Genomic DNA, 15772 nt, shown 5'->3' on the forward strand with positions numbered 1-15772 from the left:
TTGGGCTTTCGCCTGCGTGTGCCGGTGCGCGGGCTCTACGGTGTCCGCATCGGCATGATCGCAGGTCAGGTGTTCAAGGGGTGGGTGCGAATGGATGTTCCGCTGGCGGACGCGGTCGCGGCGGTGCGCGACGAGCTGCTGAAGGCGGCGGCCCAGGTCGGAGACGACCCCGGGGTGGTGTTCGCGGTGGGTCCGGTGGAGATGGAGTTCGAGGTCGAGCTGCGCGCCGACGCGAAGGCGAAGGCCGGCTTCAAGCTGTTCGCGGTCGGCGCGGAGACCGAGGCCGGTCTTTCCCGCACCCGCACCCACCGGGTCTCCTTCACCCTCACCCCCAAGCGCCCCGACGGGGGCGACCTCCTGGTCAGCTCCGCGCAGGAGCGCCCGGCGGGGCCCGGCGACACCAGCGGGCGCATCAGCGACTGAGGACCGGGATCGCGGCCGTCGTCCGGTCGCGGCCAGCGGGCGGCATGCAGGGCGGGTTGTAGGGGGCGTGGGTGGAGCGGGTACGTCTTGCCGGGGTGAACGGGCCGGGCGGACGCGGGTCCGGGTACGCGGTCGGCGGACATCTGGTCCTGACCTCCGCCCACGTCACCGGTCCAACCGGCACCAGGGTGACCGTCCTCCACCCGGTCGGCACCGGCACCGCAACCGCACAGGTCGTCTGGGCCGGCACCTCCGGTGGGCGCGACGACGCTGCGTTGGTCCTCGTCGACGACTCCCCTCACTGGCAGCCGCCGACCGCGCCCGTACGGTGGGGGCGGCCAGACACCACACGCCCCGGCGCCCCGTGCGAGACCTGGGGCGTCCCCGACGAGACCTAGCGCCGCGGCCACGTGGTCGAGCGCTCGCACCTGCACAGGAAAGTAAGCCCGGGGCAGTAGCTTCGTCGGCAACCAGTACATCATGGACCTGCGCCCCCGCCACCGAGTGGCCGGCGGTTGGTACCTCACCGATTGCGGGGCTGTCCGGGGCGGCGGTGTTCTGCGACTGCTACCTCACCGGTGTTGTCGCCTACGACCAGACGGACTCCGGCTGCGGGCGTCTCAACGTGCTCCCCGCCTACGTCTTGGACCACGACCCCGCCTTTTGGGCCGCCCTCTCCGCCCACGGTGGCGGCCTGGCGGCCAACGTTGGAGGCAGTGGAGTTCCAGGAAGTTGCCGACCCCACCAGCAACCCCGCCGCCCGGCGCGCCCCGGTGACAACGGCGGCCCTGCTGGCGGCGGGACGCCAGATCGTTCCCTTCCGCAGCCGCGCCCGCGACTACCCCGTAGAGGAAGTCAATAGCGGTGCGGTCCGATCACGGGTCAAGGTGATGAAGACCACTGGCGTTGGAACGCCGCCGAACCGCCGCCCCGGCGAGCCACAGCCATCTGCCTTCCCTGCCAGAGGGGAGCCGCAATGGCCGGATCTGTGATCGGCGGTAGCCGGCCTGCTTTGGCCGCGCCTTTTCGCTATCCGCGTTCGATCCGCGAGGATGACGCGGTGGACTTGAACCTCACTCTGCGCCTTCGTGGCCTCCTGGCCACCTACAAGGGTCTGCGCGATGATTCCGGCCTGACGCCCCAGAAGCGGGGGCAGGCGTTCAACACACTGATCGCCGACGTCCTCAAGGCGTGGGGACACGATGCCCGGCCCAGTGTGATCGGGGTAGGCGGCAGGGACGAGACGGACGTCTTCTTCACGATCGGCCACAACTACATTCTCGAAGCCAAGTGGGAAGCCGACCCCCTCAGCGCGGACCCTCTGACCAAGCTCTCCGAGCGGCTCTCCACCCGCCCCCCAGGTACCCGCGCCATCGTCCTGTCCGCGACCGGCTTCAACTCGAACGCACTGGAGTGGATCAACCGCCACAACGAGCTGCTCCTGATGGACAGCTCCCACATAGAGGCAGCCCTGTGCGGGCTACTCGACCCAGAGGAGCTGCTGCACCGACTCTACGGCGAGACTGCCGCTTCCGGTAACCGGCTGGTCCCCCTGGCCGACATCGTCGTCCCCCGGCACGCCGAACCGGACGTTCCCGTGCTTACGCGGACAGCCACCGCCCCGCCGCCCTGGCCGATCGTCAAGACCAGTGCCGAAGGTGTGGACGCCAGCGTGGAGTTCACCGGAGTCTGGCAGTCCGACCAGCACCCGAGCGGAATCAGCGCTGCTCCCGCCAACCGGCTCCTGATCACGACCAACGCCGGCGTGATTGAACTCCACACCACGACCGGCAAGATCAAGTGGGCCCTGGCGCTGCCCGGCACCGAAGACCGGGCCGTCCGCAGCATCGACGGCTCGGTGACCGTGCTGTGCCGCGGCGCGCTTGTACGCTGGCACCCCAAGACCCGCGACCTTCAGCTCGTGGCCGGCGGCTTCGGCGGCTACGCGACCCTGGAAGCCGGGCGGGACGGCACCCTGTGGGTCTACAACCAGGTCGGGGGACTGGCCGACGGATCGGTCACCATCAACCGCATCGGCGAACGGCCCGGCGACGAGACCCGCCACGACGTCCCGTTTCCCAACGGCATGCGGGCTATCCACCTTGGCGACGAGCGACACTTCCTCAGCGGCACTGGGCGCAGCACCCCCATCGACGTCAGCAAGAACCCGTCCGCCGACAAGGAGGACTGGATCGACTCCGCCGTTCCCGACCCTCGCGCGGCCACCGGCCCAGACGAATACACCATCCTCGCGGCCGGCATCCGCAGCTCCGTCGACGGAAGCCTTCAACGCCTTGACCTCCGGCAGGCACCGGACTGGACCGAACTCCTGACCTTCACCGCCAACCGGGCCACCGACCTCACCATGAAGCGCACGAGCGCCGCTCGAGCTGAGGGCTGGCTGCTGGCCGACGCGTCCGGCAACACCCAGAAGCCCACCCCGGTCCTGGTCAAGCTCACCCTTACGCCCACAAGCCCGAGTTGACCATGCAGCAGGACGAACCCTCCCGACTCAGAGCCAGCACCGGCCCGGCCCGAACCGCTACCCGTCGGACGAGCACCGCTTCCACCTCGCTGGGTCAGTCCTCCCTCTCTCACTCCAAGGGCGCACCAGGGCCTGCGGAGTGAGGGATGACGCTCCATCCGGCGGGGCGATCGAGAGCGGGCCCCGGCGGCCGGACAGAACACCTCGAAGACAGCCCAGCAGGGCGCAGTCAGTGGAAGGGCCAGGGCCGCCGGGAATCCGGCTACGAGCATCAGTGTCGGTGGGTGCCGGTAGCCTCCCCCGAGGGGTCTAACAGGGAGAGGAAAACGGCATGGCCGGACGGCGCTCAGAAGCACGTACGAACGGCTCCATCTACAAGCTCACCGATCCTCGCGACGACAAGATCAGATACATCGGACAGACGGTCAACCCTGTCCACGAGCGGCTGGCCCAGCACCTCGCGAAGCCCACCAACAAGGGCATGAACGCCTGGCTCGGCATCCTCTACGCCAACGGCGAGACGCCCAGGATCTCGGTCCTCGCCACGGTCGACAAGAGCCAGCTCGACGCCGAAGAGCAGCGGCAGATCAGCGAGCACGTAGCGGCCGGCCACCGTCTTCTCAACGCGCCGTACTACCACACCAACGTCTCCGACCTGCGATCCGATTCTGAGCCGGCCAGCATTCTGCTGGACCATCACTGGTCCCCGGGTTGGCGCGCTCGATGGCGAATGCGTCGTGAAGCCCGAGCACAGAGCCGAGCCAGGCGGCGTGATCAAGTCATCGATGAATTCGGCGAACTCTGGGACGGGAAGCTCTTCGAGACCTTGGCCGAGGCTTCCATGAACAAGTCGATCGGCCATGGCGAGTGGTGGTTCCGGTTCCTCGTCCTGGTCCCGCAGGCAACAATCCGCATGGCGTGGCTGGCACTGCGTGTATTGACCAGCGACTCACGAGCCCTACGTCGCGTTCCGTGGCTTGTCCTAGGTATTTGGTACTGCTACAGCAAGTTACGCTTCAGCCTGATGCTGCATGACTTCATCGCACCACTCTTGCCGGTGCAGCAGATGGCTCGATTCTGGGACCGATACCTTTCCTATGGCGCCCATGAATTCCTTTCATCGTGCGTCATCGCCGCCCCAGTCATGGGGTTTGCATTTTCCGCCCTGATGTACACGACGAAGAAGATGGACTTGGAGGCGGAGCGCGACACGGAGAAGAAGGCCGCAGAAGCGGCCACGAGTCAACAACCTCGGAGCGACCTCGACGGGGCGCTGCTCTACGGCGTCCCTCGCCAGTCCTCGATGCGTAGGACCCGCAAAAGGCCCGCAGCGGCAACGAGGCCTCCAACGGGCGCAGAAACTGGCGTGCCCTGACGTCAGCTCGGCAAACAGCGAGCAGCGGGCAGGCCGAGCGATCACATCGCCTGGCCCACCGGCCCGGCGCTCAGTTGGCCTTCAGGCCGTCCAACCGGCCCCGCCGAGACAGCCACCGCAGCCATAGAGTCAGCCCGAGTCCAGATGAAGTGCTCGGTGGTGCCGACATCGTCGGGCGGCGCCCCGCTGAAGAGATGGTAGGCCGCATGAGTCGGTACCGCTCCCTGAGGCGCCGCTCCGGCTCGGTGCTCAGTCCGACGTGTGCTCCACTTCGACCAAGCCGACGTGTTGACCGGAGACCAGCTCCCGCAACTTGGCGCGCGTCTCCGGGTCCGTGGAGTACACGACGGTGCCGATCATTCCTCGTGTCAGCAGCACCTTGTAGGTGTTGCGGATCAGGCGGCTGATGTCGGCGTCGGTGGTGGACTTGCGGAACACGGGGTCCTTGGACGCCGTCCGGTCGGGGATCCACCGGTCGGTGCGCCAGACGAGGTCCGGCCCGAGGATGACGCCGCTCCAGTCGTACTCGAAGCCCTGGGCGGTGTACACGCAGCCGACCTGGCCGAAGCCGGCCGGGTCGGTGGCCCACAGCGCGGCGGGCGGGGCACCGGCGATCGAGCGGTCGCCGTACACGTTCCACGGCCGGGCCCAGTCACCGATGCGCACGTCGAGGGGGAGCGGGTCTCCAGGGGCGACCTTCGTCGTCCACTTCCAGCAGTACCCGGCCGACATCCGGGCACCGTACCCCTCCGCGCGCCGGGCGTCGAGGAACGTCTCCAACTCCTGGGGGCTGTCGACCACCTCCAGGACGACCTTGCCGTCGGGCTCCCAGCCGACCGGGCCGCCGGGCTCGAGGTCCAGGAGTCGCACCACCCAGTTCAGGTAGGCGTCGCTGCCGCCGCAGCGGAACTGGCTGTCCAGCTCGACCACCTGGCAGCCCAGGCCCTTCACGGCGGCGGCCGCCCTGATCTGGGCCACCGTGCCCATCTCGCCCGGCCGGACGACCTGGTGCTCGTCCAGCAGGAAGACAGGAACCCGGGCAGCGTCGATCAATTCTTCGATCTGCGGCTTGCCGGTGCGCTGGGCGGCCCGGGTGTAGCGGTTCGCCGACGTCTCCCGGATCCGGTGCGCCTCATCGCAGATCAGCACGTCCAGCCCGTTGCGCTCGGCGGCCATGAAGCTGTTGAAGTACTTGAACAGGTCCTGGACCTCACGCTTCCGCGCGCCGGCCACCCGACGCATGGTGGTGGTGAACGAGCTGGACCCGGTCGCGTGCAGAGCCGTGACGCCACGCCGGTACAGATCACCCAGGAGGGACAGCGCGATGACGCTCTTCCCGGTCCCCGGGCCGCCCGTGATGACGACGACCTCCTTGTGATCGGACTGCTGCGCCTGGCGGACCGCGCGCAGCACCAACTCGTAGGCGACCCGCTGCTCGTCGAGCAGTACGAACTGCTCGCGCTCGCGGACCTCCTCGGCGGCGACCGCCATCAACTGCTTGGACGGGGCCACCTTGCCCGCGAGCAACTGGTCTGCGGCCTCGGCGCCGGAGACCGGCTCCAGCTTTGATCGGAGGTACTGGATGAACTCCCCGCGGCGCTCGGCGGTGAAGAGCCGGCCGCGCTCGTCCTGCGGCACCTCGTAGAGGCCCTGGACGCCGAACTCCGTCGCGTTGTGAAGGAAAGCCACTCCGGACAGCCGCTCGGGATGGGCGGCGAGTGCGCCGTTGAAGGAGATCAGGTAGTCGCAGTAGCCGCGGACCTGCTCGATCGGGTTCAGCACCGGCCGGGCGTAGGCGTCGACCCGGCAGAGCAGGGGCTCGCCGTCCTCCGGCAGCGCGCTGCTCCACTGCTTGAGCTCGACCACCACGTACGACGGCTCGCCCGTGCCCGGGTGCACGCCGGCGAGTATGACGTCCGCGCGCTTGCTGTTGAGCGGCAGCGAGTATTCAAGGAGTACCTCGACCATGCCGAGCCCGGCGTCCAGCAGAGCGTTGGTCAGGACCGGGATGCTCCGCTCCCAGGAGCGCACCTCGGACGGGCTCGGCTTGTGGCCGTGCTTGTGAACGAACTGGTCGATGAGGCGCACGAACAGTGATCCGGCCAGGCTCTCGGTGGCGACCGCAGACGCGGAGTCGCGGAACAGCAAGACATGCTCCCAGGCAGCACGAAGTGACTCGTGCGGGTGGGGGCATGTCCCTGGAGGGAAGCCCGGCGGGCCGCGCTGATGACTGGCCAAACTTACAACGGGTGGTCTGAGCTCGTACTCGAACGCTAGAGGAAAGGGGCCCAGAGACTTCCTCGTTGCTGTCAGGCATGGATGCGGAGCGCACTGGGGCCCGCTCACCGTCTCTCTGCAGAGCCAGCCACGCGCCTGGCGACACTTGCGGTCGACGCACCAGACCGCATCCTTTGCCGATCGTTCCTCGTGTGCCGCGAAACGGTGTGCGCCGAACCCCGCCGCACCCGGTGATCTAATACCGACCTAGAGGTTCTGACCGTGAGTTCTCGGCGTTGGCGAGCTGCCGCTCGATGCATCCAAGTCGACTACGTCTCGGTTCCGAGACGTGCTTTCTGCTTGAGCGAGACGGAGCTGCGGTTCGGGACCCGCAGTGCCGTCTGCACCTGGGCGATGTGTCCTGCTTCGAGGGCGCCTGGGGCTTCGGGATGTTCCGTGACCTGGGCTGGGTAGCTGATCCCTGCTGGGCGCTAGCAGTGCGATCACTCCTCGGGCCGTCCCTGGGTGACGCGCCGGGCAGAATTCGCTGCCTCCATCGCTCTCAGCCGTGGCTGGTGCTCCGTGGGCGGAAGAGAGCTTCGGAGGTCAACTGGTGATGCCCGGTGCTGTGTCGCCACCTCGAGCCCCCTGGGAGGATCACGGCAGCCAGTCGCCTGAATCTGCCGGATGGTAGCTCAACTCATGTCTCTGAAAAAAGTTCTGATGGTTTATCACTCAAACGAGTGGGGGCTGTCGGTGGGGGCTGCTTCGATGCGAACTGTCCGAGAGGTTCTGCCCAAGGAGGTTTTCATGGAAGCGTTGTACGAGCGGCTGGCCGAGGCGGCGAACGGGCTGTCGACGGACGGTGCGATCCGGCTCGTGGCCCAGTACGAACCGGTGGCCGGCCTGGGGGCGCCCGTGGCGCCGCCGACGGTGAAGCTCAAGGAGAGCGACGGGCCGGGCCAGTTGTTCGAGAACCGGTGGGTCGGCGGGGAACGCACGAGGGTGGTGCTGCTGGATCAGCGGCAGTCGCAGGCGAACCGCTGCGAGACGGCTCTGTTGGAGGCCGTCGACCTGGGGGATGTGGTGGTGCCGCATCTGGCGCTGCATGTGACCGCGGAAGGCCGGGTGCTTCGGATGACGAACTTGGATGCGCCGCACCGTTCCCGTGATGCCTACTTCCGGGACGCGCTGGACGAGTCCGGGGTCAAGTTCGACGAGACGGACACGGGCCGGGCGCTTCGCGATACCGGGACCGGAGATGTGCGCGCCTTCCTGGAGTCGGCGCCGTCGGACCTCGTGTACGGGCTGTGGGACTCGCACCGCAAGCGCCGCGTGCAGCTGAAGGTGCCGCGCACCTACACCTCGGAGCTGGTGGGCCTGGATCCGCTGTCCGGGAAGAGGGCGGCGGGGCGCTTCGACAAGTGGAACTTCCCCGGCGACAACGTGGAGCTGACCGCCGACGGCTGGAGGCCGGTCGAGGGCACCGGGAAGAAGGGCAAGGGGAAGACGCTCAAGGCGTCGGCGGTCGGGCACGGCATGATCCCGCCGGTCGAGGGCATGGGCGGGGTGACGGTCCGCGCGATCGAGCGGAACGCGACGCTGGCCATGGCGGGCCTGCGGGCGCTGCGCTTCGGCGACGCGCCGCAAGAGTACGTGCGGGCAGGCAGGGCCCTGCTGGCGGCCCTGGCGCTGCTGGGGGACCGGCTGGCGTTCGCGGCGCCGGCGGTGCGGCTGCGATCGGGCTGCGACCTGCTGCTGGTGTCGGAGCGTATCGAGTGGGTCGGCCGCGGGCGCGAGGGCGTGGCGGTGACGGAGCCGCTGGAGCTGGACACCGCGGCGCAGGCACTGGAGCTGTTCGACTTCGCGCGCTCGCGGGCCGAGGAGGCTGGCCTGGTGTGGTCGAAGGAGCCCGTGCGGCTGCGGCCGAACACGCAGGTCCAGCAGGCGATCGAGCGCTCCTTCCGCCTGGAGGGCATCGGCGAGGCGGAAGGCGAGTAGAACGTCATGCCCTTCCACATCTCGGTGGAGCTGCTGGAGCCGCTCTACCAGGCGACCGCCATGGACGGCGAGCAGGCCGAGTGGCCGCCCCACCCGGCCCGCCTGTTCTGCGCACTGGTCGCGCACGCCGACCTCGACGATGCCGCGCACCGGATGGCGCTGACCTGGCTGGAGGCCCAGGATCCGCCCGTGGTCACGGTGCCGGCCAGGCCCTTGGAGGCGGAGCACCCGCGCGCGGCGTGGGTGGTGACCAACATCGTGGACCCGGGAAAGGTGACCCACGGCCTGCTGCCGGGACGCACCGCCGGCGGTGTGCCGCGAGCGTGGGCGCAGAAGACGCTGTCCGGTACGCGGATGGTGTTCAGCTGGGCTGGGGAGCCGGGTGAGGAGCTCGCCCCGGTGCTGAAGGAACTGGCCCGCCGGGTGCCGTACTTCGGGCGATCGACCGGGGCCGGGCTGCTGGATGCCTGGTGCGGCCCCGACGAACCCGGTGACAAGGACGGGTGGCGGCAGAGCTGGAGGCCTGCCGCCAGCGGGGAGTACCCGAAGGAATCGCGGCCGATCCGGATCCCCTACCGCGGCTATCTGGCGTGGCTGGAGGAGGCGTTCGAGGAGCAGCGGCCGTCCTGGAGCCAGGCGGTCACCCACCACTACCTCGACCCCGACCACACCGACCGGGACGAACCGGCAGTGGCGGAGGGTCCGTTCGGTGATCTGCTGACGTTCTCGTTCGCCCCAGGCGTGACGCTGGACCCGCGGTGGACGCTGGAGCTGACCAGCCGGCTGCGGAGCATGGTGATGGGCACCCTGGAGGCGATGGGCCACGACGTCGAGGCGATGACCACGGTCCACGGCCACAAGAACAGCCCGGACGACCCAAGGCCGGTCGCCTACCTCGCGCTGCCGTTCGCCGGCCACCACCACGCCGACGGGATGCTGCGCGGACTCGGCATCGCCCTGCCCCGCGAGATGCCCAGGCAGGACCGCAAGGCCCTGCTCGCGGCCCTCCTTCGAAATGACGGGGGCTTGCGGTGGATCCCGTTCGCGGACGGGGAACCGCTGGACCTGGTACGGGTCAGTCCCGCCGACCACGACCAGTGGCCGCAGACTGTCCAGCCGGGGACGTGGCAGGGGCCATCGACGGCGTGGACCACGGTGCTGCCGATGGTCCTCGACCGCTTCCCCAAGAAGTACGAGGAAGCCGCGTGGGCGGACTCGGTCGCGGCCAGCTGCGCCGCGGCCGGTCTCCCTGAACCTACGCAGGTGCAGGTGAGCCCGCGCGGCGCGCTTGTGCCCGGGGCCCGGGGCGTGGACGGGTTCCCGGTGCGCCGCAAGGACGGGGAGAGGCCGCTGCCGAGCTGCCATGTGCGCCTGACCTTCCCGGTCCCGGTGACGGGGCCGGTGGTGCTGGGCAGCAAGAAGAACTTCGGCCTGGGCCTGTGCCGCCCGGAGCCCGACTTTCAGGAGGACGACCAGTGACGGGCACCGAGCGGCTGCCGGTGATCGAGACGGCCGAGTTCCCTGCCTTCTTCCGGGAGCTCCACCACCACACCCACTGCCCCGGCGGGGCCGAGACCGCGGTGTGCGCCGGGTGCGAGGGCTGGGCGCCGTTCCCGTGGCAGAGCGCCTACCTGAACGCCGTGGCCGAGGGGGCCGACTGGCCCGACCTCGATGTTCCCACCGCGCTGGGCAAGACGACGTTCATCGACATCTGGCTCTTCCTCCTCGCCCAGCAGCACTCTCACCACCGGCACCAGGAACTGGGCCGCGAGTACCGGACGGTGCCGCTGCGGCTGTTTTTCTGCGTTGACCGGCGCTTGGTGGTCGACCAGGCCCACCAGCACTCCACGGAGCTGGCCGCGGCGCTCGCCGAGGCGCCGGCCGGTTCGGTGCGGGCGAAGGTCGCCGCCGCGCTGCGTGACCTCGGCGGCGGCGAGTTGCCGCTGGAGGTGGTGCGGATGCGTGGCGGCACCCGCTGGGAGTCGAACTGGGTGCGCAGCCCGGCCCAGCCGCTGGTGGTGACGTCGACCGTGGACCAGTACGGCAGCCGCCTGCTGTTCCGCGGCTACCACACCTCCCCGCAGCGCGCCCCGATCGACGCCGCCCTGACAGGGCACGACGCTCTCCTCGCTCTGGATGAGGCCCATCTGTCGAAGGCTCTGCTGGCGACCGCCGCCGACACCGCGCTCTACCAGCAGACGGCGGTGCGAGGGGAGTTGGCGGCGCGGGCGCTTCGGGTGGTGAGCCTGTCGGCGACCAGCGCCACCGGCGGCCGGCCCCGCCTGGGCATCGGTGAAGACGACTGCGCCCATCCGATCGCCGGGCGGCGGATCGCGGCCGAGCGCCACGTGACGCTGCTGGACGCCGGCGGCTGGTCGAAGAAGCCCGCAGAGGCGTTCGCCCTCGCGGCCGAGACCGCGCTGGACGCCGTTCTGCCTGTCCTGGGGCTGCCCGCGGTCGCGTTGATCGCCAACACCATCAGCCACGCCCGCGCCGCCCACGAAGCGCTGGCCCGGCGCACCGACGTGGACGTGCTGCTGCTGACCGGCCGCTGCCGGCCCGCGGAGCGCGACCTGCTTGTCACCGGCCCGCTGGCCGAACTCCTCGACGGTGTCAGCCGGGACCGTGAACGCCCCCTCGTCGTGGTCAGCACCCAGACCCTCGAAGTGGGGATCGACTGCACCTTCGGGGCGATGGTCAGCGAATGCGGCGACTGGGCCTCCATCCTCCAGCGCCTCGGGCGCCTCGACCGCCGCGGCGAACTCGGACCCGTGCCCGCGATCCTCGTCCGCGCCCACAAACCCGAGGACCCCGACCGCATCCCCGTCTACGGCCCGGCCGCCGCCCACACCTGGCAGTGGCTCACCCAGCACACCCCCACCCACGACACCCAGGACCCTGCCGAGCTGACCCCCCATCTCCTGGACGGCCTGGTCCTCAACCCCGTTACCCTGCCCCAACTTCTCGACGGCACCGACACCACACCGCTCACCCGCGCCGGCGAACACATCCCCCCGGTCGAGCAGACGCGCCTGGGCGCCTTCGCCCGCACCAGCCCCATCCCCGTCCCCGACGAATCCCCCGCCCCCTTCCTTCACGGCCTCGACACCGGCCAGCCCGAAGTCCAACTCCTGTGGCGCGCCGACCTGCCCACCGACACCACCGACCCCGAGACCCTGGCCGAACACATCCGCACCACCCCCGTCCACCCTGGCGAAACCCTCGCCCTGCCCCTCGCTGCGGTGCGCCGCTTCCTCACTCAACCCCGCGCGACCCCCGACACCAGTGACCTCGAAGGCCCCGACGCCGACACCACACCCGAACCCCGCAACCCACCCACCCGCCTTCGCACCACGGTCCTCCAACGCGAGACCGACGGCACCTGGACTACCCCGCGCCTCATCCAAGACCTGAAGCCCGGCGCCACCCTCGTCCTGCCCACCACCGCTGGCGGCCACGACGCCTACGGCTGGACCGCAGGCCCCGACACCCCCGTCCCCGACCTCGGCGACCACCCCACCGACAACACCCGCACCCCGCTACGCCTCGACCCGGCCGTCCTGGCCAGCACCACCGGCAGCGACCCCGAACAGTTCACCCCGATCATCAAGCAGGCCCACACCGACCTCACCGCAGACCCCGACGACCCGGACGCCTTGAGCACGACCGACGCGGTCCACGCCGCGATCACCCGGCTGCTCGCCGCCCTGCCCACCGACAGCCCGGCAGACGGCCCCGCCCGACACACCCCGGTACTGCGCCGGCGTCTGGAGCCCCTGCTGCAGGTCGCCGAGTGGCGCACCGGACGAGCGGCTGCCGTCGGGGTGGTGCTGATCGATCACGGTGGTCCGGGCCGGATCACCCTCGTCCCGCCCCGGATCACCGACGCCGGCCACTACCGGATCACCGTCGACGACGAGGACCCGGACAGCAGCAGCCTCACCCGCCCCGTCACCCTCAAGCACCACCACCAGACCGTCGGCGAACGCGCCCGCGACTTCGCCCGCGCCGTCGGACTGCCCGACGACCTGGTCGACGCCATCGTGCTGGCGGCCCAGGCCCACGACTGCGGCAAGGACCACCCGCGGTTCCAGTGCATGCTCTGCTCCGGTGACCGCTTGCTCGCCGAATCCCTGCCCGAACCCCTCGCCAAGTCCGGCATGGATCCCACCGACCGCACCGCCCGCCGACGCGCCGCCCGCCTGGCCAACTGGCCCAAGGACCTGCGCCACGAAGCCCTCAGCGCCGCCGCCGTCCACACCTGGCTCGCCACCAACCCCACAGTCGCCCGAGGCCTCGACCACGACCTCGTCACCCACCTTGTCGCCGCCCACCACGGCTACGCCCGCCCGATGCTGCCCGCGTTCGCCGACCCCGAGCCGGTCCTCGTCGAGTGCACCATGCCCGACGACACCACCGTCACCGTCTCCAGCATCGTGATCGGCACCGACTGGAACGGCCCGGACCGCTTCGACGCGCTGAACCGGCGTTACGGCTTCTGGGGCCTGGCCCTCCTCGAGACGATCCTGCGCCTCGCCGACATCGCCTGCTCCGAAGAAGGCAACTGACGTGCACCAGCTCGAACTCCCCGCGCTCCGCTCCGACGACCCGCTCGGCTTCCTCGCCGCCCTGGGCGTCCTCGAACTCACCACCGCCGTCCTGCCCGCAAAGCCCCGCCTCCACTGGAAGGGCCCGGCCGGAGCAGCCGTCCTCAGCACCGCCCATCCCCTCACCCTCGACACCCTCACCGAGCTTCTCACCAGCCATCTCCCGCCCAAGCCCGCCCAACGGAGCAAGAAGAAGGTCAACGGGGAGGAACCCGAGAACCCGGCAGCCGCTGTCGACCCGCTCCCGCACGCCCCAGGCCTGCTGACCATCCCCCGGGACGACGACCCCACCGCCCGCAACGACGCCCTACGGATGCTTCTCGACGCCAACCACGACCTCCTGCGCCAACTCGCCCGAGCCGAAAGAGAAGACGGCAACCACCTCGCCCGCTGGCTCGCCGCGCTCACCAACAGCATGTGCTTCCAGGAGTTCACGCCCGACAGCAAAACTGGGGGCTCCGGGAACACGGTGGTACGCCGCACCCGCACCACCCCGCTGATCGCCACCAGCGGACGCATGACCCTGGCCATCGTGATGCAGAAAGCCGTCGAAGGATGCCACCAGGATCCCTTGCAGATCCGGTCCGCCCTGACCGGCTGGCGCCGTATCCCCGAATACGCACCGGCCAACCTGGACCACCGCGCCCTCGGCGACGCCCACACCAACCCCGAGGGCGAGGCCTACCAGCGCGGCGCCCCCGGCCCCACCTGGCTCGCCCTCCACGCCCTCGGCGCCTTCCGCCTCACCGCCATCGGCCGAACCGAAGCCGCCACCAGCTGGGACATCGCCGAGGGCGGCGCGCTGCGCTGGCCAGCATGGACACCACCCCTGACCACCACCGCCGTCACCGTCCTGCTCGAACACCCCGCCGTCCGAGCCCCCGAACCCGCCACACCCCGCAATGGCAGAATGCTGACCGACCTCGGCGTCACCGCCCTCTACGCCGCCCCCCGAACAGGCACCTCGAAGTACGCCAGCCCCCTCGGCGCGGGCCGCCCCCTCTGGCCCTGAACCCCACCGTTGATCACCCGCAAGTACCCGAACCTTGACAACTCCACAACGCCAACCCCACCGAGGTCACAGACCGCCCCAACTTCGGAACCACAAGGACGCCACGCACCCCCGGCCCACACCGAAGCAAAATGTTCTAGATAGCCCGAAAAATCACCGCCGCCATTCGGCACACAGACCATTCACCGAATAAACCAGCAGGTCAGATAGCGTTTCTCCGCACCACTTCGGTGCGGCTCCATCGCAGCTCCGTCGAGGCGTTCAAGGACGCCCTCGCCGAGCACGTTTCTCCGCACCACTTCAGTGCGGCTCCATCGCAGCCGCAGTGAAGTGGTGCGCGTGGGATCCGCTTCCGCTGTTTCTCCGCACCACCGTGGTGCGGCGCCATCGCAGCACCTCGACCAGCAGCACCAGGTCGTGGAAGACGACGAGTTCCTCCGCACCTCACGGGCTCACGGGTGCGGCAGCATCGCAGCTGGATGTTGGCGCCGGTGGCCGTCGTCTCGGTGCTTGTGCTCCATGCCTCCATGGTGCGGCATCATCACGGCGCTGGATCGTCGCCCACCTCGTCCACCGTCAGACGGATGCCACTGCCCACGTCCTGGTGCGACACCATCGCAGTATGGCGCACTCGTCCACGTCAACTAGGGTGATCGCCGCCCTTCGTCACCATCCCGGTGAGGCACCATCACAGCTCGACGGTCATGTAGTACTTCGGCTCCTGTGCCACGGGCCCTCCGCACCGTCTCGGTACCGCCCCATCGCAGCAACAGCTCCGACTCCTGTTACTACCTGCTGATAGACGTTCCTCCGCACCTCACCGGTGCGGCACCATCGCAGCTTCGACGGCACCCGAATGCGCAACTCCTACGCGCTCGCTCCTCCGCACCCCGCCGGTGCGGCACCATCGCAGCCCGACCGAGCGCCTGGAGAACGGCGAGCGCCACACGGTGCGACTCCATCGCAGCTCCACCGCTTGGACCATGGCCGGGCGCCACGCCGCGCGCCTCCGCACCATCCCGGTGCGGCACCATCGCAGCCAGGCCGGATAATCCTCTAGGTAGTCGGCCGCCCTCGTCGCTCCGCACCATCTGGGTGCGGCACCATTGCAGGTCCTCGATCGCCCACGCCGACCAGTGGTTGGCGACGCCGTTGCTCCGCACCATCCCGCTGCGGCACCGTTGCAGCCCATTAGTTCTGGCTGCCCCGCTGTCCACCGAAGGGTTGGGATTACTCTGCAACCGCCAGGTGTGGCACCATCGCAGCGCCATAGCTCCCTACGTAGCCGCGTCCTGTACGCCGTCCCGCCGTGTCCTTCTGGTGCGGCGCCATCGCAGCTTGTGGACGTGGAGGACGTGAGCGATCTCGCTCACAGTTGCTCCGCACCCGTCTCGGTGCGACACTATCGCAGCGCGGACCATGCGCTCATGGGCTTGGACGCTGGCACGTCCCTCCACATCTTGCTGGTGAGGCACCATCGCAGCGGCGATTATCTCGCCAAGTCCCAGGATGGCTGGGGCCCCGTTGCTCCGCACCATCCCGGGGGAGGCTGAATCTCAGCTGGCACGTCAACCGCCGGCACCGCCGACCCCTCGGCGTCCCTCTGCGCCTCGCTGGTGCAGCTCCATCGCAGCTCTACTTCCCGGTGCCTA

Annotated in this window: 8 protein-coding genes; 7 read left to right on the top strand and 1 reads right to left on the bottom strand. The window is 69.5% G+C overall.

The window, feature by feature from the left end; translation table 11 throughout:
* The first annotated feature begins 90 nt into the window (after positions 1-90).
* From ACFCY1_RS11940 to ACFCY1_RS11950, 3 genes are all read left to right on the top strand, one after another.
* Positions 91-423 (top strand): trypco2 family protein, encoded by a 333-nt coding sequence (locus ACFCY1_RS11940; protein ID WP_375874387.1) that lies wholly within the window; start codon positions 91-93, stop codon positions 421-423.
* 976 nt (positions 424-1399) lie between these two features.
* The gene (locus ACFCY1_RS11945; protein WP_375874388.1) at positions 1400-2908 is read left to right on the top strand and encodes a restriction endonuclease; all 1509 of its coding nucleotides are present in this window, start codon (positions 1400-1402) and stop codon (positions 2906-2908) included.
* A gap of 331 nt (positions 2909-3239) precedes the next feature.
* On the top strand, positions 3240-4283 hold the full coding sequence (locus ACFCY1_RS11950) for a hypothetical protein (protein WP_375874389.1): 1044 nt from the start codon (positions 3240-3242) through the stop codon (positions 4281-4283).
* Positions 4284-4532: 249 nt separating this feature from the next.
* On the opposite strand, the gene ACFCY1_RS11955 is transcribed toward ACFCY1_RS11950, so the two are convergent.
* Positions 4533-6431, bottom strand: a complete 1899-nt coding sequence (locus tag ACFCY1_RS11955; protein WP_375874390.1) for a DNA/RNA helicase domain-containing protein — start codon at positions 6429-6431, stop codon at positions 4533-4535.
* Positions 6432-7310: 879 nt separating this feature from the next.
* Here ACFCY1_RS11955 and cas7u point away from each other — a divergent pair.
* From cas7u to ACFCY1_RS11975, 4 genes are read left to right on the top strand one after another with little or no spacing between them, the layout of a single operon-like run.
* Entirely contained in the window at positions 7311-8501 is a 1191-nt protein-coding gene (cas7u, locus tag ACFCY1_RS11960) for a type I-U CRISPR-associated RAMP protein Csb1/Cas7u (RefSeq protein ID WP_375874391.1), read from the top strand.
* A 6-nt stretch (positions 8502-8507) separates the two neighbouring features.
* Entirely contained in the window at positions 8508-9980 is a 1473-nt protein-coding gene (gene csb2 / locus ACFCY1_RS11965; RefSeq protein WP_375874392.1) for a type I-U CRISPR-associated protein Csb2, read from the top strand.
* Positions 9977-13069, top strand: a complete 3093-nt coding sequence (cas3u, locus tag ACFCY1_RS11970) for a type I-U CRISPR-associated helicase/endonuclease Cas3 (RefSeq protein WP_375874393.1) — start codon at positions 9977-9979, stop codon at positions 13067-13069. Before csb2 ends, cas3u begins: the two co-directional genes overlap by 4 nt.
* Position 13070: 1 nt before the next feature.
* On the top strand, positions 13071-14120 hold the full coding sequence (locus ACFCY1_RS11975; protein ID WP_375874394.1) for a hypothetical protein: 1050 nt from the start codon (positions 13071-13073) through the stop codon (positions 14118-14120).
* The last annotated feature ends 1652 nt before the right edge of the window (positions 14121-15772 follow it).

Source organism: Kitasatospora sp. NPDC056273, from assembly GCF_042268845.1.
In the GTDB taxonomy this organism is placed as follows: Bacteria; Actinomycetota; Actinomycetes; order Streptomycetales; family Streptomycetaceae; genus Kitasatospora.

Excerpts from the sequence above, each read along its gene's own strand:
- ACFCY1_RS11940 (WP_375874387.1), top strand. The coding sequence starts at position 91 with ATGGATGTTCCGCTGGCGGACGCGGTCGCGGCGGTGCGCGACGAGCTG.
- ACFCY1_RS11945 (WP_375874388.1), top strand. The coding sequence starts at position 1,400 with ATGGCCGGATCTGTGATCGGCGGTAGCCGGCCTGCTTTGGCCGCGCCT.
- ACFCY1_RS11950 (WP_375874389.1), top strand. The coding sequence starts at position 3,240 with ATGGCCGGACGGCGCTCAGAAGCACGTACGAACGGCTCCATCTACAAG.
- cas7u (WP_375874391.1), top strand. The coding sequence starts at position 7,311 with ATGGAAGCGTTGTACGAGCGGCTGGCCGAGGCGGCGAACGGGCTGTCG.
- csb2 (WP_375874392.1), top strand. The coding sequence starts at position 8,508 with ATGCCCTTCCACATCTCGGTGGAGCTGCTGGAGCCGCTCTACCAGGCG.